A 16,842-nucleotide genomic window follows, 5' to 3' on the forward strand; every position below is an offset into this window, starting at 1 on the left:
GAAGGTATTAAGCTATGGATGAAAAAACAAAAATAAGCAGAAGAAAGCTTATAGTGAATACCCTTCAAGGAATAGGGATTTCCTTCCTTGGGGGTTCTTTATGGGCTGGTTTTGTATATGAGGCAAAAAGTGATCCTCTTATTCTAAGACCACCAGGAGCTTTACCAGAAGAAGATTTCATCAAAAAATGCATAAAGTGTGGATTATGCGTTGAAGGTTGCCCTTATGACGTTTTATATCTTGCTAAACCAGGCGACAATAAACCCTTAGGTACTCCTTACTTTATACCGCGAACCAATCCATGTAGGATGTGTGAAGATATACCTTGTGTGCCACCTTGTCCAACAGGTGCCCTTAATATTAAATCGGTTTCTTCTATTAAAAACGGGAAGGAAGCTCTTGACATTAATAAAGCGAGAATGGGTCTTGCTGTTGTTGATCATGAAAATTGTATTGCTTTCTGGGGTATACAATGTGATGCTTGTTATAGAGCATGCCCTCTTATAGATAAAGCAATAACCCTTGAATATGAACGGAATGAAAGAACAGGAAGACATGCTTATTTAAGACCTGTCGTTCATGCAGACTTTTGCACAGGCTGTGGATTATGCGAACATGCATGTGTAACAGAAAAAGCAGCTATATTTGTTCTTCCAAGAAATATAGCCCTTGGAAAAGCAGGAAAACACTATGTAAAAGGATGGATGGAAGAGGATGAAAAAAGATTGGAGGGATCTAAGGGTATTGAAACCCAAAAGACAGAAAGAACACATAAAAAAGCTGAAGATTATTTAAATGAGGGCTTTTAAATGGAAAACGTAGTTGAAAAACCAATTGAAGAAGAAAAAGGCTCCCTATTTCACAGATACAAATTCCTCTTCCTAAGAAGATTAACCCAGATTACTATCCTTGCACTTTATATAGGCGGGAATGTTTATGGCTGGAAAATATTGCAAGGAAATTTAAGCTCTTCAAAAATACTTGGAACGATTCCTATGGCAGATCCGTTTGCTGTATTGCAAATTTTGGCAACAGGAGCATTAGTTGCAACAGATACTCTTATTGGTGCATTAATTGTAATGTTATTTTACGCGACTATTGGAGGAAGAGCATTTTGTTCGTGGGTCTGTCCTGTAAATATGGTAACCGATTTAGCAAATTGGATTAGGAAAAAATTTAAGCTGGATAGAGACGAGTTCCATCCTTTGTACATCAACAGAAGTGTTAGATATTGGATTCTTGGATTAAGTATTATTATTTCAGCTATTGTTGGTACTGCAGCTTTTGAAATGGTCAGCCCTATTTCTATTCTTCACAGAGGATTAATTTTTGGAATGGGTTTTGGATGGACGATTGTTGCTTCAATATTTTTCTTTGATCTATTTGTTATAAAAAACGGATGGTGTGGACATCTTTGTCCCTTAGGTGCTTTCTATTCAATAATTGGTCAAAAAAGTATTATAAGGGTCCACCATAACCATGAAAAATGCACTTTATGTATGGAATGTAAATCAGTATGTCCTGAAAAACAAGTTCTTTCTATGGTTGGGAAGGATGGTTATACCAGCTTTGTTAATAGTGGAGCATGCATCAACTGTGGACGATGCATAGAAGTTTGTCCCGCAGATGCATTAAATTTTAAGCTAAAAATCAAAAATCCAGAAAAGGAGGTCAAAACCAATGCTTAAAAAATTTAAAATTCTAACATTAATGGCGGTTGTTAGTACTTCATTGATTTCAACAACTTTCTTAATTAATAAAGTTATAGCAAAAGAACCTCCAAATCAGGCAAAATCGGAAATAACTCCAGAAGAGATTGGAATTAGACAAGCTCCTGTTGAAGAAGAAGATACTGCACCTCCAGCAATAATAGATCCTGAATATGCTCCAAAACCACCCCCCGGAACATCTAAAAAGTACAAAAGAGCATATGAAAACGCTCCTCCACAAATTCCACACAGTACTGAAGGACTACTTCCAATTACAAAGGAAAACAACGCTTGTCTTGGATGCCATATGCCTGAAGTAGCTAAAGCAGTTAAAGCAACTCCAATTCCTCCAACTCATTTTATAAATTTTAGAACAGGACAAAAATTAAACCATTTATACCAAGGAAGATACAACTGTACACAATGCCATGCTCCACAGTTAGATGTTCAGCCGGTAGTTAAAAATACATTTAAGCCCGATTATCGTGATCCCAAGGCTAAAGAAAGATCAAAACTTATTCAAAACATTATGGAAGGCGTCGACCTTGGTGGAACAGCCATTGATAATGAAAAATTTAGTGGTCCTCCAAGTGATAACGTCCCTTCAGGAGAGCACCATTAATGGATAATAAAATTAGCAGAAGGGGGCTGTTTTCGGCTATCCCTTCCCTCTTGAAAGAAAGCTTAGATTCAAGAGATTCACATTTGGATATTAAAGAAAAAGAAGAGGCCAAGGATTTTAATTTAATAAGACCTCCATATATATCAGAAGAATCGGATTTTAGTCTTTGTAAAGATTGTGAAGGTTATTGTATCTCTAAATGTGAAGAAAAGATTCTTCAAAGATATGAAGATGGTTCAGTTTATGTAGTTTTTAATAGTTCAGGGTGCACATTTTGTGGAGAATGTTATAAAGCTTGTAATAAAGGTGTTTTAATTGATAAAGATAATAGAAAGATTTCTGCAAAAGTTCAGATAATTACCGAAAGATGCTTGGCTTGGAATAAAACTATGTGTTTTTCATGTAAAGACCCTTGCTTAGATGATGCAATAAAATTTGAAGGTTTATTTAAACCAAAAATTATCACTGATAAATGTTCTGGCTGCGGTTTTTGTATAATCACATGTCCAGTTAACGCTATAGTTGCAAGGAGTTTATAAGATGAACAAGTACATATTTTTAGCAATTTTGTTTATTTTTTCTAACAGCTTTAGTATAACCATAGAAAAGCAAATCAAAGTTAGTGGAGGGGTTTTAGATATAGTTAATTACCAAAATAATCTTATAGTTTCGACAGAAAAAGGAACGGTTGAAATTTTAGATAAGAAATCGGGAAAGCTAATTAGAAAATTAACTTTACCAAAATTTGAAGATTTTATGGGTGGCTATCAACCTCCAAAAGTATTTTCTGTGGACATTTCTCCAAGCGGTAAAACTATTGCAATGATTACAGAAGCTACTGGAGGTAATAGAGAGTTTTATGTTGAGCAAGATAATAAACTAATCAAAATAATTCCTGCAAATGCAAACTTACAACTAACAAAGCTAAGATTTTTTAGCGACGATTTAGTTATTCTAACTACAAAAGGAGATGAGCTTATACTTCTTGACTTAAAATCTCGTAAATATGTATACAGGACCCAAATTGGAAATTATTCTTTTGGAGATATGGCTCTTTGTGATAATAAAAATAGGTTAGTGATAGGAGACGAAGGCGGAACTGCTTATTTAGTTGATGTAAAATCAGGAAGATTAATTAGAAAATTTGATAAAGTTAACGTAGACCAAATTTATAGAGTAGATTGCAAATCAGGTAAAATTCTAACCGGAGGTAGAGATAGAAGAGTTGGGTATTATGATATCAATACAGGAAGTTATAAAAAATTAGAAGCTGAATTTATAGTATTTTCTGTTGCACTCTCACCAAGTGCTAAAAAGTGTGCATTTCAATATAACGAATCAAATGATATAGGCATTTATGATTTTATTATTGATAAATTAACAACGGTAAAAGGTCATCATTCTACAGTTGGAGTTATGACCTTTTTATCTGAAGATGAACTTGTAAGCGGTTCAGATGATGGAAAAATAATTATTTGGAGGATAAAGTAATGGACGAAGTAAAAAACATCTCATCAATAGTTGTTCAAACAAGACCAGAATTTTTAAATGATGTATTAAAAGAATTAGAAAATAGTAATGTATGTGATATTCATTTTTATGATGAAAAAGGTAGGATTGTAGTAACAATAGAAGGCAGGGATGCAGATGAAGAAATTGCTAAAATTAGGATAATTCAAAGTATACCTCATGTAATATCAGCAGAAATGCACTTTACCTATACTGCCGAAGAGCTTGAAAAAGCAATGAAAGAAATTGAGGAAAATCAAAATAAGATTTTAGAATTTTTAAATGATGATTCAATACCAGCAGAAAAAATAACATATTCAGGACATTTAAAAAAGCTTTAAAGATGTCTTTCTCATCTAATGACTAATAGAAGTGTATAAGTCAAAAGAAGTATAGGAAAATATGTTAAGGATGAAAATTGTACGGTTAGGTTTTTTCCAAACCTTTCATTCCCAATTCAAAGAAATCCTGATTATATAACTTCTATCTTAGTTATAAAGAAAATAATTGATCTTAATCAATGAATTTATTTATATAAAATCATTACCATTATCTTGTTAAACTTACGAAAGGAGGTAAACGTTAATGAAAATTTTTAAATCTTTGATAATCTTACTATTTGTAGTAATAGGAGCATTTGGAGAAGAAAGAATATTACTCAATTATGGTGTTGACAAATGCCAATTTTGTGGTATGATTGTTAAAAGTGAAAAATTTGGCTCAATAGGAATAACTAATGAGAATAAAAAGATTACTTTTTGTAGCATAGAATGTGCAGTAGCTTATTATATACTTAACAAAGATAAGATTAAAGAAATCAAAGTTCCTAATTTCTTAAACCCTTCAGAGTTTATAAATGCTTCTGATGCATATTTCCTAAAAAGCGATAAAATAAAAACTATGATGGGAATGAATTTGTCAGCTTATAAGTCTATTGAAGAAGCAACTAAGATGAAAAATGAAAAAGGAGGAGAGATATATAACTGGAAAGAGGTTCAGGAATTAATAAACAAAGAGTTCTTACCTAGATTTGAGTCAAAACATCATCATTAAATTTATTTAAGGAGGATAATCCTATGAAGAGAAAACTTTTTGTTTCTGCATTAATAGGTTTGGTAATTATTTCTTGTCAAAAAAAAGAGGAAGGGCAAGTAGAACAAAAGGAGCAAAAAGCCCCAACAAGTCAAATTTCAACAACCGCTGAAACAGGGAAAAATGAAAAATCAGGACAAGTCAATCAAACTTCAGATATAGGAATTGGTCCAATTAAAAAAGTAGAGATAAGTGATAAAATAGATCAAGAAATGGCTAAAAAGGGAGAAGAAATTTTTAAAATGAAGTGTAGCATGTGTCATAAATTAGATGAAAAATACGTTGGACCTCCTTTAAAAGGTGTAACTTTAGCAATGAAGCCTGAGTGGATTATGAATATGATATTGAATCCTGTCGAGATGACACAAAAAGATCCAGTTGCTAAAGCATTATATGAAACTTATTTAACACAAATGACCCCACAAAATTTATCAGAGGAAGAGGCTCGTGCCGTACTTGAATATTTAAGATCTGTTGATAACCAATCAAAATAGAATTTTTGTTTACCCACACTGAACCTTGTGTGGGTTCTTATACTTAGAATCTCTAATCTCTTTATAAACTTTATAAACAATGATACGTCGGGTGAGAAATTGACAAAAGGCTCTAAATTAAATAAAAGATCTTTCGGACTTCATCCTTAATATGACAGAGAGACTTTAATGTTCAAGCATCAAAAAAATTGACCCGCCTTTCATGTCATTCTGCAGACAGCGAGGAATTTTATCTTTCTTGAATTTTTATACGAAGTATTAACTGTACAAATCATATATTGTTAAAATTAACAAAAAAATAAACTATTCTCTTCTTTTTAATAAAAGAATTCTATGTTTAATTTTAATTTAATTTTGTTTAATATTACTATAAAAAAATCGTGAAATTATATTTAGATTTCTTTGATTTAAATCAATGAGCATATAGAAAAATTCCTTAAATATATATACTAACTACTTTAAAATGGAGGTTTATGCTATGAGAAAATTATTATTTGGTGCAGGGATAATTTCCCTGTCTTCATTGTTAATTTTTGGATGCCCCTCGAAGGAGCAAGTAAAATCAACAGGTGGTGCTGGTGGTTTTGAAGATGCTGCGAAAAAAGTTTATGTTCCTCCTGGACAGTATGATGAATTTTACGCTTTCCTATCAGGAGGATTTAATGGACAATTAAGCGTGTATGGATTACCTTCTGGTCGGTTGCTTAAGATAATACCTGTTTTTTCACAATTTCCTGAAAACGGTTATGGATATACTCCAGAGACAAAACCCATGCTTATGACCTCATACGGTTTTGTACCCTGGGACGATAGCGCCACCACCCTGAGCTATCTCAAACTAACGGTGCACCAGACGGAAGATGGATTTTCATAAATGCAAACAACACTCCAAGAATAGCAAAAATTTCTTTAACTACTTTTGAAACAACAGAAATTATCGAGATTCCAAATGCAGCTGGAAACCATGCTTCATCTTTTATTACAGAAAATTCTGAGTATCTTACTGCATCTACAAGATTTAGCGTACCAATTCCACAGAAGGATGTGGAAATCAAATCTTATGCTCAAAATTTTAAAGGAACGATAAGTTTTATTAAACTTGATCCCAAGGACGGAAAAATGTCATTAGCATTTCAACTCCTTGTCCCTGGATATAATTACGATTTAGCTCACTGTGGTAAAGGACCATCTCACGATTGGTGTTTCTTTACATCATACAATACAGAACAAGCCCACACCCTATTAGAAATTAATGCATCAAAGAATGATAAGGATTATATCGCAGCTGTCAATTGGAAAAAATTAGAACAATGTGTTGCAGAAGGTAAAGGAAAAGATGTTCCTACAGAATACTATCATAACATTTTAGATGAAACTAAACATATGGCTACATCCGAAGTTATTAAATCAGTAAAAATGTTAACACCTCAAGATTGCCCTGGGTCAATATACTATCTCCCAACACCAAAATCTCCTCATGGTGTTGACGTAGATCCTACAGGAGAATATATAATTGGGGGAGGAAAGCTTGCAACAGTAATTCCTATCCATTCCTTCTCTAAGATGTTAAAAGCGATAGAAGGTAAACAGTTTGAAAAAGAAGTCGATGGTATTCCCGTTATTAAATACGAAGCAGTAAATCATTGTGAAGTTCCCAAACCATGTCTTGGACCATTACACACTGAGTTTGATGGAAAAGGAAATGCTTACACTTCATGCTTTGTATCTTCGGAGGTTGTTAAATATGATTACAAAACTTGCAAGGTCCTTGATAGAATTCCGGTTTATTATTCAATAGGACATTTAATGATCCCTGGTGGAGATTCTGCTAAACCTTGGGGTAAATATTTGTTAGCAATGAATAAAATAACAAAAGATAGATATTTACCAACTGGACCAGAATTAGCACAATCTGCTCAGCTAATAGATATTAGTGGTGATAAAATGAAGATGTTATTGGATTTCCCAACTGTAGGAGAGCCACATTATGCTCAAGGAATTGCTGCAAGTGTAATTAAAGACAGAGTAGCAAAAATTTACGACTTAAAATCAAATGCACACCCTGATGCTATTAAATCAGAAGCTGACGCAAAAGTTGTAAGAAAGGGCAATGAAGTTCATATTTATTTAACAATGATAAGATCTCACTTTACACCTGACAATATTGAGGGAGTTAAAGTTGGAGACAAAGTTTACTTCCACATTACAAACCTTGAACAAGACTGGGATATACCTCATGGTTTTGCAGTTTTGGGCATGAATAACTCAGAAGTTTTAGTAATGCCAGGACAAACAAAAACACTCGTGTGGGAACCTAAAAAAGAAGGTGTTTATCCATTCTATTGTACTGATTTTTGCTCTGCATTACACCAAGAAATGCAGGGATATGTAAGAGTCTCTCCTGCTGGTTCAAATCCTCAAATAAAATACGGAACAAATAAGGATCTTTAATATTCAACTAGTTAAATTAAACAAAGGGGGGAGGGTTCCCCCTTATTTTTTTCAATTCAATTTAAGTTAGTGTTTGCTAACAAAGGAGGTTATCATGATAAAAAGAGTACTTTTAATTTTAGCGGGTATTTTACTAATCGGGGTTTATTTTTTTCCTATATGGGAGATACTTTTTTATGCTCCACAATATCCCGAAGGTTTAGGGATGTTAATTCATGTAAATAAAATTACTGGATTGGGTGAGCACGATATTGAAATTATAAATGATTTAAACCATTATATCGGGATGAAAACAATAGAAGAAAACTCGATCCCTGAACTTAAGATAATGCCATTTATTTTGGCTTTTTTAATAATTTATGCTTTTATTGCAGCAATAATAAATAAAAAATTAGTAACCTTAACATTCTCGGCAATAATAACTCTTTTAGGCATAGCTGGTTTGGTTGATTTCTATTTGTGGGAATACGATTATGGCCATAATCTCGCTCCAAATGCTCCAATAAAAGTTGATCCATTCCAACCTGCATTTATTGGGCATAAACCATTTTTAAATTTTGATATTTATTCATTTCCTCATATAGGAGGTGCGTTATTAGGTTTGGCAATTGTACTTGCTTGGCTATCAACATATCTTTATTTTAAAGAGGGTAAAAAATGAAAAAAGGACTATATCTTTTCTTGATTTTTTTAATTTTAATAGGATGTAGCCCTAAGGGTCCTGAGCCAATTAATCCGGGTAAGGATATTTGCGAATATTGTAAAATGGTAATAACTGATATAAAATTTGCGAGTGAAATCATAACAAAAACAGGAAAAGTTTATAAATACGATTCAATAGAATGTGCGGCTGCAGATTATTTGGCGAAAAAAGATCAAGTTAAAGCTATTTATGTACCAAATTATGATAATCCTAAGGAGTTTATTTTGGCAGAAAAAGCATTTTATTTGGTAAGTGATAATTTAAGGAGTCCAATGGGCTTAAATGTTTCTGCATACCCAGATAGAGAAAGCGCTGAAACGAAACTGAAAACAAAAGGAGGAAAGATTTATGATTGGGAAGGTATTACTGTATTGGTTCAGATGGAGTTCATTCCACGTTTTAGTAATATGCATATCTATGAAAAATAAAAAGGTTCAAAGATGCTTATAGTACTAACTTTGTTCTTCATGCTTACTTTATTCACTTTTAATTCATATGCAAAAGAAATTATAGTGTGTAAAAAAGGTTGTGATTCTAATACAATACAATATGCTATAGATGTATCTATGCCTGGAGATAAGATTATAGTAAAAAAAGATGTTTATAAAGAACATTTAATTATAGATAGACCTGTAACCCTTATTGGGGAAAATTTTCCTGTAATTGATGGAGAATTTAAGGGTCAAGTAATTATAGTTAATAATACTTTTGGATTTAAGATATCCGGATTTAAAATTCAAAATTCAGGGATGAGTTATGTTGATGACTTAGCTGGACTTAGAGTAGAAAATAGCGGAAATTGTGAAATTTCTAACAATATATTAATAAATAATTTTTTTGCTTTGTATCTTGCAAATGTTTACAACTGTAAATTAATTGGTAATAAAATTTTAGGAAATGCTAAAACCGAAGGGTCCTCAGGAAACGGAATACATATTTGGAATTCCAAAAACATATATATATAATAATTACGTAAGAGGGCATAGGGATGGAATCTATTTTGAATTTGTATTAAACAGTAAGATTGAAAATAATTTATCAGAGAAAAACCTTAGATATGGTCTTCATTTTATGTATTCTGACTCTGATGAATATTTAAATAACATATTTCAAAAAAATGGTGCTGGAATTGCTGTCATGTATTCAAAAAATATAAAAATGTATAAAAATAAATATATTTATAACAGTGGACCAGCAAATTATGGATTATTATTAAAAGAAATCGTAAATAGTGAATTGAAAGATAATCTTTTTTACAAGAATACTTTTGGGATATATATGGAAGATTCTAATAGAACTTTATTTGAAAATAATACTTTTAGAGAAAATGGAATTGGTATTAAGTTATTGGCCAATTGTGAAAATAATATTTTTAGAAAAAACAATTTCATTAATAATATTTTTGATGTTACAACAAATAGCAGACAAAACTATGGAAATTTATTTACAGAAAATTATTGGAGTAATTATAGAGGTTTCGATTTAAATAAAGATGGATATGGGGATATACCATACAAACCTGTAACGTTATCTTCATATTTATTTGAAAAGTATCCACTTCTTTTTATTTTGTTAAAAAGTTTCTTTATATATTTAATTGATCTAGCAGAAAGTCAAATTCCTACATTAACTCCAATAGATATGAAGGATCAAAAACCATCTTTAAAGGTGTGGAGATGATTATAATAAAAAATTTGGAAAAAAAATTTGGAAAAATCTATGCTCTGAAAGACATAAATATGGAGATTGAAAAAGGCAAGATTACATCATTAATAGGTCCTAACGCTAGCGGAAAGACTACTTTAATTAAAAGTATCCTTGGTTTAGTTATCCCAACGAATGGAAAAATATTAGTTAATGATATAGATATTTTTAAAGATTATCGTTATAGAAAAAATATTGGCTACACTTCTCAACTTGCTAATTTTCCTGACAATCTTACTGTAAACGAATTTTTTAACATGATGCAGGATATAAGAGGAAAAAATGCAGAAAAAAAGTTAAAAGATTTAATTGAAATATTTGAGTTAGAATCGCAACTAAATAAGAAAATTAAAAGTTTATCTGGAGGGACTAAACAAAAAGTTAATATTATTCTTGCCTTAATGTTTGATCCTGAAATTCTAATCTTTGATGAACCTACCGTCGGTCTTGACCCAATAACTTCTATAAAATTTAAAAAATTAATTCTCGAAGAAAAAAATAAAGGCAAAACAATAATTTATGTATCCCATATTATAAATGAAATAGAAGATTTGGCTGATAATTTAGGCTTTATGATAGAAGGCAAGATCGCATTTTTTGGATCTATCCAAGAATTAAAAGAAAAAACAAATACACAAAATTTGGAGGATGCTATCGTATGTTCATTAAACTCCTAAAATACAATATTTATAATATAACCAAAAGTAATTGGATTGTATTTTATAGCATACTTAATGGATTAATCACCTTAATGTTAATGAAGTCATCAGATGATCTTGATAAAGTTGTTGTAAGTTTAACAAATATTTCATTAATCACTGTTCCCTTAGTAAGCTTAATTTTTTCCTTAATCTACTTTTATTCAAATAGACAATATATCGAAGTTTTACTTACACAACCAATTCATAGAAAATCCATATTCCTATCAGATTATTTCTCAGTATCATTATCAATGTCTTTAGCATATGCCATAGGTAATGTAATTCCTTTCGCTTTTTATGGATATATTTACGACAAGTTCATTATTTTTATACTAGCTGAAATTTTGATTACGTTTGTATTCTCATCAATAGGATTTTTTATAGGAGTAAATATAGATGATAGAGTTGTGGGAATGGGTGTATCTTTAGTTTTGTGGTTCTTTTTATTGGTAATATTTGACTCTATAATTTTTTATATCATAATATTCTTTTCTGATTATCCTATCGAAAAAGCTATTGCATCTATTACTTTTCTAAACCCTATTGATACTATAAGAATTTATATCTTCTACAACTTAGGTTTGTCAGAACTTTTAGGTATCTCTGGGATCATTCTTTCTGAATTTCTTCAAAAATATCCTTTTGTTCCAATCATAATTTTATTTATTTGGATTTTTATATTTGTTATGTTGACTACAATAAGATTTTGCAAAAAAGATTTTTAATATCTAGAAGACTTACAATTAACGTGAAACATAAGACGTGAATAGTGAGTCAATAAAGATGATGGAAAATCTTCTTAAATCATAATTTTCATAGCGTTCGCTGTTATTACAGATAATCTTTCTTAAAGTTTTCCGAATTCATAATCACTCTTATTAAATTTTATATTTTTTAGCATATTTGTTTGACCTAAATCAATGTTTTTATATTCTAAATTAGTTAGCATATACAAAAAACTTGATGATGGTGTGAAAATGGTTGAAAATTTATTTTTAAAAATGATACAAGAATCATTTCCATTGGTTCAAAGACCCTTTAAAAAGTTAGGAGAAGAGCTTGGAATATCCGAAGAAGAAGCTTTATCCCTGTATGCAAAATTAAAAGATGAAAAGATTATTCGTAACACTTCAGCTATTTTGGAAACAAAAAAAGTAGGTTATAAATCTACTTTGGTTGCGTTTAGCGTTGATAGTATCGAAAAAGCAGCAGAATATATAAATACCCATCCTGGTGTAAGCCACAATTATGAAAGAGACCACGAAATTTTTAATTTATGGTTTACACTCGCTGTTCCATCAGAATCATCTTTGGGTTTGGAAAAAACTATCGAGATATTAGCCAATAGAACTGGTGCAAAAGATTACATTATCCTTCCAACAATCAAGATGTTTAAAATTGGTGTCGTTCTTGACACTACATCAACAGAACCTTTAAAAAAGGATATTTCAGAAAAACATGAAAATAAAAATTTAGAATTAACAGAATTTCATAAAAAAATCCTTTATTACATTCAAAGAGACATTCCAATAAAATATGAACCTTTTGAAGGTATTATAAAAGAATTAAATTGTGATTATGATTCATTTTTTAACGAAGTGAACAATTTAATACAAGCAGGATATATAAGAAGATTTGCAACATTGCTTAACCATAGAAAAGCTGGATTTACTGCTAACGCAATGGTGGTATGGAATGTTCCAGAAGAATTTCAAGAGTTAGCTGGAGAAACGATAGCAAAATATACTTCTGTTTCTCACTGTTATATAAGACCAAAATTCCCACCAAAATGGAATTATAATCTTTTTTCTATGATTCATGGAAAATCAAAAGAGGATTTAGAAAGTATTATTGATAATATCGGTAAAGAAATACAAATAAAAGATTATTTACCTCTTTATTCCTTAAGAGAATTTAAAAAACAAAGAATTGATTATTTTAGTCCTAAATTCTACGAATGGGAAAAATTAAACAGTTTGCATTCTTTGATCTAAATCAATGACCTAACACTATATATAGTGTTATTATTATTTTAGTACACTATATATAGGAGGATTCAAATGTTTATCATCAAAAGAGATGGACTGGCTCAAGAATTTATGCCATATAAAATAAAGGATGCTATTGAGAAGGCTTTCAAAAGTGTTAACCAAACATTTGATGAAATAATTTACAACAATGTATTAACAACTTTAAAACAAAAAGATGTATGGACGGTGGAAGAAATCCAAGATTTAATAGAGAAGGAGCTTTTTAGAGCAGGATATTTCGAAGTTATGCGTTCTTTCATGCTTTATAGACATACAAGGAAATTACAAAGGGAACATATTTTAGGTTTAAACGATGATACCACTTATATTGATTGTACACAAGCTGTTGAAGAGTACATTTACAACAAAGATTGGAGAGTTAATGCAAATTCTAACATGGGATACTCTCATGCTGGTCTTGTAAATAACTTGGCCGGAAAGGTTATTGCGAACTATTGGCTTGATAAAGTATATAGCAAAGAAGCTGGTTATGCCCATAGAAATGGTGATATTCATATACATGACCTTGATAATCTTTCTGGATATTGTGCTGGTTGGAGTTTAAGGCAACTCTTAAACGAGGGCTTTAATGGAGTTAGAGGAAGAGTAGAAAGCAAGCCACCCAAGCACTTTAGGGAAGCTTTAGGTCAAATGGCAAACTTTCTTGGAACCTTACAATCAGAATGGGCAGGGGCCCAATCGTTTAGCTCATTCGACACATATCTTGCTCCATATGTTTTTAAAGATAAATTATCATATAACGATATCAAGAAGGCAATTAGAAGTTTTGTGTACAATTTAAATGTGCCATCAAGATGGGGACAATCACCTTTTACAAATATAACTTTAGATTGGACTGTTCCAGAAGATTTGGCGGAGCAATGGCCTACAGTAAATGATAGGCACTTATTTGAAGACATAAATGATGAAGAGCTCATAGAAAAAGCAAAAGAAAGAGGAGTTGAAAAATTAACAGATTTAAAATATAAACATTTCCAAAAAGAAATGGATCTAATCAATAAAGCCTTTTTTGAAGTTATGACGGAAGGTGATAAATCAGGACAGCCTTTTACATTTCCAATACCGACAGTTAACATTACTGAAGATTTTAATTGGTATGGAGAAAATACTGATATACTTTTTGAAAATACAGCAAAATTTGGTACTGCATACTTCCAAAACTTTATAGGAAGTCAGTATATTATTGACGAAAATGGAGAAAAAATAAAAAATCCTGATGCTTTTCAACCAAACATGGTTAGAAGTATGTGCTGCAGATTACAGCTTGATCTAAGGGAGTTGCTAAAGAGAGGGAATGGACTATTTGGAAGTGCGGAAATGACAGGTTCAATAGGAGTTGTAACTTTAAACATGGCAAGATTAGGATACAGGTTTAAAGGGAATAAAGAAGGGTTTTATAGAGAGTTAGACAGACTTTTAGATATAGCAAAAGATACTTTAGAAAGGAAAAGAAAATTCGTTCAAGATATGTATGATAGAGGGCTCTATCCTTATACAAAAAGATATCTTCATTCTTTTAAAAATCATTTTTCAACAATAGGCGTAAATGGAATGAATGAAATGATAAGAAACTTTACTAACGATGCTTACGATATTACAACGCAAGAAGGAATAGAATTTGCAAAAGAAGTTTTGGATTACATTAGAGAAAAAATTGTTAAATTCCAAGAAGAAACGGGAAATCTCTACAATCTTGAAGCAACTCCTGCAGAAGGTGCAACATACAGGTTTGCTAAAGAAGATAAAAAAAGATATCCCGATATAATTACAGCGGGGGAAGGAGAAAATATTTATTACACAAACAGTTCTCAAGTTCCCGCATATTATTCCGACGATCCATTTGAAGTATTAACATTGCAAGATGATTTACAATGTAAATATACTGGAGGAACAGTACTGCACATATATTTAAAAGAAGCTATAGCTAATAAAGAAATATGCAGGAATTTAGTTAGAAAAATTATAACAAACTTTAAACTACCATACATTACTATAACACCGTTAATAACAGTATGCCCTAAACACGGAAGATTGGATAAAAATTATGAATACTGCCCTAAATGTGATGAAGAATTAATTGAAAAATTTATAAAGGAGGTGCAAGAACATGAAAACATTTAAAGAATTATCAAAAGAAGAAATATTAAAACTTTTGGAAAATGAAAGGACTAAAACATTACAGTACACGAGGGTTGTTGGTTATTATAGACCTATTGAAAGTTTTAACAAAGGTAAAAAAGGAGAGTTTAAAGAAAGGGTATATTTTGAAATAGAAAATAATATCAAACTTTAGGTCAAATGCCATATTTAAAATTAAAAATGGAACACTCACATATACAGTTTTTGAATAAATGATTGGTATAAGGAATAATGAGTAAAATTTATGACCTAACACCATTTACAATATTGGATTATCCTAACAAAATTGCTGCAATAATATGGTTCTCAAAATGTAATATGAGATGCCCCTATTGCTACAATCCAGAAATTGTATTTGAATCAGAAGGAAAAGATTTATCAGAGAATAAGGTTATTTCATTTTTAAGAAAAAGAGTTGGGCTTTTAGAAGGGGTTGTTTTGTGTGGTGGAGAGCCTACTCTTTATAAAGATTTAATCGGTTTTGCCAAGAAGATAAAGGATTTAGGCTTCTTAATAAAACTTGATACCAATGGGTCAAACCCTTACGTTGTAAACGTATTAATCAAAAATCATTTAATTGATTACGTGGCTCTTGATTTTAAAGCTCCATTTGGAAAATATTTTTCTATAACAAAGTTTAACAACATAGACAAAATAAAAGATAGCTTAGAAATTCTTGTAAATTCAGACATTGATTATGAAATTAGAACAACTGTTCATCCAGATTTAATCGATGAAAATGATATAAATGAAATCATTTCCTATTTAGAAATGATAAATTTTAAAAAAACTTATTTTATACAGAAATTTATCTTTTCTAAAACTATAGGGGATTTAAAAAATCCTGTAAGAGATATAGATAAATCAAAAATAAAAAAGACAAATAAATTTAAAATAGGATTTAGAAATTTTTAGCATTTTAATAGTTTTGCATCAAACCAATTAATTTTATCTCTTAATTTTACAACATCTCCTATTACTATCAATGCAGGGGTTGGAACATCTTTTGCTAATTTTGATATATTGTCAATTTCTCCAACAATGACAAGCTGATTTTCTGTTGTACCTGCATGTATAACAGCAACTGGTGTTTTTGGGTTTTTACCAATTTGAATCAACTTATCCATTATCTTTTCTATGTTGTGAAGTCCCATAAGGAATACTATTGTTTCATTTGCTTTCATACTTTCCCAATCTATTGATGAATTTTCCTTATCCGGTGCTTCATGTCCTGTAACAACCCTAAAAGATGATGCTATACCTCTATGGGTAACTGGTATTCCGGTATAAGCAGGAACTGATATAGCAGAGGTTACTCCCGGAATAACTTCAAACTCAATACCTCTCTCAGCTAAAAATAAACATTCTTCACCACCTCTTCCAAAAACAAAAGGATCTCCGCCTTTAAGTCTTACGACTACATCGTACTGTAATGCATAATCGTAAAGGAACTGATTTATTTCTTGCTGTGGAATAGTATGTTTTCCATCTTCTTTGCCTACATAAATCAAAATAGCTTCTTTTTTTCTATAATTTAAAATTTCTTCATTAATTAACCTGTCATACAGGATTACATCTGCATTTTGTATGATTTTAAAGGCTTTAACTGTCAATAATTCTGGGTCTCCTGGACCAGCTCCGGTAATATACACTTTTCCCATAGCTAA

The 16,842-nt window shown here is 31.0% G+C and carries 19 protein-coding genes and 1 pseudogene; 19 read left to right on the forward strand and 1 reads right to left on the reverse strand.

Annotated features, from left to right (window positions below):
• Positions 1 to 14 precede the first annotated feature (14 nt).
• From napG to SYO3AOP1_RS02385, 19 genes and pseudogenes are all read left to right on the forward strand, one after another.
• Positions 15 to 809, forward strand: coding sequence for a ferredoxin-type protein NapG (gene napG / locus SYO3AOP1_RS02300; protein WP_012459163.1), 795 nt, complete (start codon positions 15 to 17; stop codon positions 807 to 809).
• Entirely contained in the window at positions 810 to 1,688 is an 879-nt protein-coding gene (napH, locus tag SYO3AOP1_RS02305; RefSeq protein WP_012459164.1) for a quinol dehydrogenase ferredoxin subunit NapH, read from the forward strand.
• Complete coding sequence (locus SYO3AOP1_RS02310) at positions 1,681 to 2,331, forward strand: nitrate reductase cytochrome c-type subunit (RefSeq protein WP_012459165.1); 651 nt, start codon at positions 1,681 to 1,683, stop codon at positions 2,329 to 2,331. Before napH ends, SYO3AOP1_RS02310 begins: the two co-directional genes overlap by 8 nt.
• Entirely contained in the window at positions 2,331 to 2,870 is a 540-nt protein-coding gene (locus tag SYO3AOP1_RS02315) for a ferredoxin-type protein NapF (protein WP_012459166.1), read from the forward strand. The genes SYO3AOP1_RS02310 and SYO3AOP1_RS02315 overlap by 1 nt, the downstream gene beginning before the upstream one ends.
• 1 nt (position 2,871) lies before the next feature.
• Entirely contained in the window at positions 2,872 to 3,822 is a 951-nt protein-coding gene (locus SYO3AOP1_RS02320) for a WD40 repeat domain-containing protein (RefSeq protein ID WP_012459167.1), read from the forward strand.
• A complete protein-coding gene (locus SYO3AOP1_RS02325) occupies positions 3,822 to 4,181 on the forward strand; it encodes a chaperone NapD (protein ID WP_012459168.1) in 360 nt (119 codons plus the stop codon). Before SYO3AOP1_RS02320 ends, SYO3AOP1_RS02325 begins: the two co-directional genes overlap by 1 nt.
• Before the next feature lie 244 nt (positions 4,182 to 4,425).
• Positions 4,426 to 4,893, forward strand: a complete 468-nt coding sequence (locus SYO3AOP1_RS02330; RefSeq protein ID WP_012459169.1) for a nitrous oxide reductase accessory protein NosL — start codon at positions 4,426 to 4,428, stop codon at positions 4,891 to 4,893.
• A gap of 23 nt (positions 4,894 to 4,916) precedes the next feature.
• A complete protein-coding gene (locus SYO3AOP1_RS02335) occupies positions 4,917 to 5,426 on the forward strand; it encodes a cytochrome c (RefSeq protein WP_012459170.1) in 510 nt (169 codons plus the stop codon).
• A gap of 478 nt (positions 5,427 to 5,904) precedes the next feature.
• Positions 5,905 to 7,877, forward strand: a pseudogene (gene nosZ, locus SYO3AOP1_RS02340) (Sec-dependent nitrous-oxide reductase).
• Positions 7,878 to 7,971: 94 nt separating this feature from the next.
• A complete protein-coding gene (locus SYO3AOP1_RS02345) occupies positions 7,972 to 8,538 on the forward strand; it encodes a hypothetical protein (protein ID WP_012459171.1) in 567 nt (188 codons plus the stop codon).
• Positions 8,535 to 9,008 (forward strand): nitrous oxide reductase accessory protein NosL, encoded by a 474-nt coding sequence (locus SYO3AOP1_RS02350; protein WP_012459172.1) that lies wholly within the window; start codon positions 8,535 to 8,537, stop codon positions 9,006 to 9,008. Before SYO3AOP1_RS02345 ends, SYO3AOP1_RS02350 begins: the two co-directional genes overlap by 4 nt.
• Before the next feature lie 12 nt (positions 9,009 to 9,020).
• Positions 9,021 to 9,545 (forward strand): right-handed parallel beta-helix repeat-containing protein, encoded by a 525-nt coding sequence (locus tag SYO3AOP1_RS09500; protein ID WP_281340776.1) that lies wholly within the window; start codon positions 9,021 to 9,023, stop codon positions 9,543 to 9,545.
• On the forward strand, positions 9,478 to 10,260 hold the full coding sequence (locus tag SYO3AOP1_RS09505; protein WP_281340777.1) for a NosD domain-containing protein: 783 nt from the start codon (positions 9,478 to 9,480) through the stop codon (positions 10,258 to 10,260). The genes SYO3AOP1_RS09500 and SYO3AOP1_RS09505 overlap by 68 nt, the downstream gene beginning before the upstream one ends.
• Positions 10,257 to 10,961 (forward strand): ABC transporter ATP-binding protein, encoded by a 705-nt coding sequence (locus SYO3AOP1_RS02360; RefSeq protein WP_012459173.1) that lies wholly within the window; start codon positions 10,257 to 10,259, stop codon positions 10,959 to 10,961. Before SYO3AOP1_RS09505 ends, SYO3AOP1_RS02360 begins: the two co-directional genes overlap by 4 nt.
• Entirely contained in the window at positions 10,943 to 11,710 is a 768-nt protein-coding gene (locus SYO3AOP1_RS02365; RefSeq protein ID WP_012459174.1) for an ABC transporter permease subunit, read from the forward strand. The genes SYO3AOP1_RS02360 and SYO3AOP1_RS02365 overlap by 19 nt, the downstream gene beginning before the upstream one ends.
• A 195-nt stretch (positions 11,711 to 11,905) precedes the next feature.
• Positions 11,906 to 12,979 carry an Lrp/AsnC family transcriptional regulator gene (locus SYO3AOP1_RS02370; RefSeq protein ID WP_198001834.1) on the forward strand — a complete coding sequence of 358 codons (1,074 nt, stop codon included), beginning with the start codon at positions 11,906 to 11,908 and terminating at the stop codon, positions 12,977 to 12,979.
• A gap of 60 nt (positions 12,980 to 13,039) precedes the next feature.
• The gene (locus tag SYO3AOP1_RS02375; RefSeq protein ID WP_156769236.1) at positions 13,040 to 15,157 is read left to right on the forward strand and encodes a ribonucleoside triphosphate reductase; all 2,118 of its coding nucleotides are present in this window, start codon (positions 13,040 to 13,042) and stop codon (positions 15,155 to 15,157) included.
• Entirely contained in the window at positions 15,144 to 15,329 is a 186-nt protein-coding gene (gene nrdD, locus SYO3AOP1_RS02380; RefSeq protein ID WP_012459177.1) for an anaerobic ribonucleoside-triphosphate reductase, read from the forward strand. Before SYO3AOP1_RS02375 ends, nrdD begins: the two co-directional genes overlap by 14 nt.
• Before the next feature lie 77 nt (positions 15,330 to 15,406).
• On the forward strand, positions 15,407 to 16,090 hold the full coding sequence (locus SYO3AOP1_RS02385) for an anaerobic ribonucleoside-triphosphate reductase activating protein (protein ID WP_012459178.1): 684 nt from the start codon (positions 15,407 to 15,409) through the stop codon (positions 16,088 to 16,090).
• Here SYO3AOP1_RS02385 and cobA read toward each other — a convergent pair.
• Complete coding sequence (gene cobA, locus SYO3AOP1_RS02390) at positions 16,087 to 16,836, reverse strand: uroporphyrinogen-III C-methyltransferase (protein ID WP_012459179.1); 750 nt, start codon at positions 16,834 to 16,836, stop codon at positions 16,087 to 16,089. The two genes, SYO3AOP1_RS02385 and cobA, sit on opposite strands and share 4 nt — an antisense overlap.
• Positions 16,837 to 16,842: the final 6 nt, after the last annotated feature.

Origin of the sequence: Sulfurihydrogenibium sp. YO3AOP1 (assembly GCF_000020325.1) — a bacterium.
Classification (GTDB): Bacteria; Aquificota; Aquificia; order Aquificales; family Hydrogenothermaceae; genus Sulfurihydrogenibium.

Coding starts and splice junctions, on each gene's coding strand:
- napG (WP_012459163.1), top strand. CDS start 15: ATGGATGAAAAAACAAAAATAAGCAGAAGAAAGCTTATAGTGAATACC.
- napH (WP_012459164.1), top strand. CDS start 810: ATGGAAAACGTAGTTGAAAAACCAATTGAAGAAGAAAAAGGCTCCCTA.
- SYO3AOP1_RS02310 (WP_012459165.1), top strand. CDS start 1,681: ATGCTTAAAAAATTTAAAATTCTAACATTAATGGCGGTTGTTAGTACT.
- SYO3AOP1_RS02315 (WP_012459166.1), top strand. CDS start 2,331: ATGGATAATAAAATTAGCAGAAGGGGGCTGTTTTCGGCTATCCCTTCC.
- SYO3AOP1_RS02320 (WP_012459167.1), top strand. CDS start 2,872: ATGAACAAGTACATATTTTTAGCAATTTTGTTTATTTTTTCTAACAGC.
- SYO3AOP1_RS02325 (WP_012459168.1), top strand. CDS start 3,822: ATGGACGAAGTAAAAAACATCTCATCAATAGTTGTTCAAACAAGACCA.
- SYO3AOP1_RS02330 (WP_012459169.1), top strand. CDS start 4,426: ATGAAAATTTTTAAATCTTTGATAATCTTACTATTTGTAGTAATAGGA.
- SYO3AOP1_RS02335 (WP_012459170.1), top strand. CDS start 4,917: ATGAAGAGAAAACTTTTTGTTTCTGCATTAATAGGTTTGGTAATTATT.
- SYO3AOP1_RS02345 (WP_012459171.1), top strand. CDS start 7,972: ATGATAAAAAGAGTACTTTTAATTTTAGCGGGTATTTTACTAATCGGG.
- SYO3AOP1_RS02350 (WP_012459172.1), top strand. CDS start 8,535: ATGAAAAAAGGACTATATCTTTTCTTGATTTTTTTAATTTTAATAGGA.
- SYO3AOP1_RS09500 (WP_281340776.1), top strand. CDS start 9,021: ATGCTTATAGTACTAACTTTGTTCTTCATGCTTACTTTATTCACTTTT.
- SYO3AOP1_RS09505 (WP_281340777.1), top strand. CDS start 9,478: ATGCTAAAACCGAAGGGTCCTCAGGAAACGGAATACATATTTGGAATT.
- SYO3AOP1_RS02360 (WP_012459173.1), top strand. CDS start 10,257: ATGATTATAATAAAAAATTTGGAAAAAAAATTTGGAAAAATCTATGCT.
- SYO3AOP1_RS02365 (WP_012459174.1), top strand. CDS start 10,943: ATGTTCATTAAACTCCTAAAATACAATATTTATAATATAACCAAAAGT.
- SYO3AOP1_RS02370 (WP_198001834.1), top strand. CDS start 11,906: ATGTTTTTATATTCTAAATTAGTTAGCATATACAAAAAACTTGATGAT.
- nrdD (WP_012459177.1), top strand. CDS start 15,144: ATGAAAACATTTAAAGAATTATCAAAAGAAGAAATATTAAAACTTTTG.
- SYO3AOP1_RS02385 (WP_012459178.1), top strand. CDS start 15,407: ATGAGTAAAATTTATGACCTAACACCATTTACAATATTGGATTATCCT.
- cobA (WP_012459179.1), bottom strand. CDS start 16,836: ATGGGAAAAGTGTATATTACCGGAGCTGGTCCAGGAGACCCAGAATTA.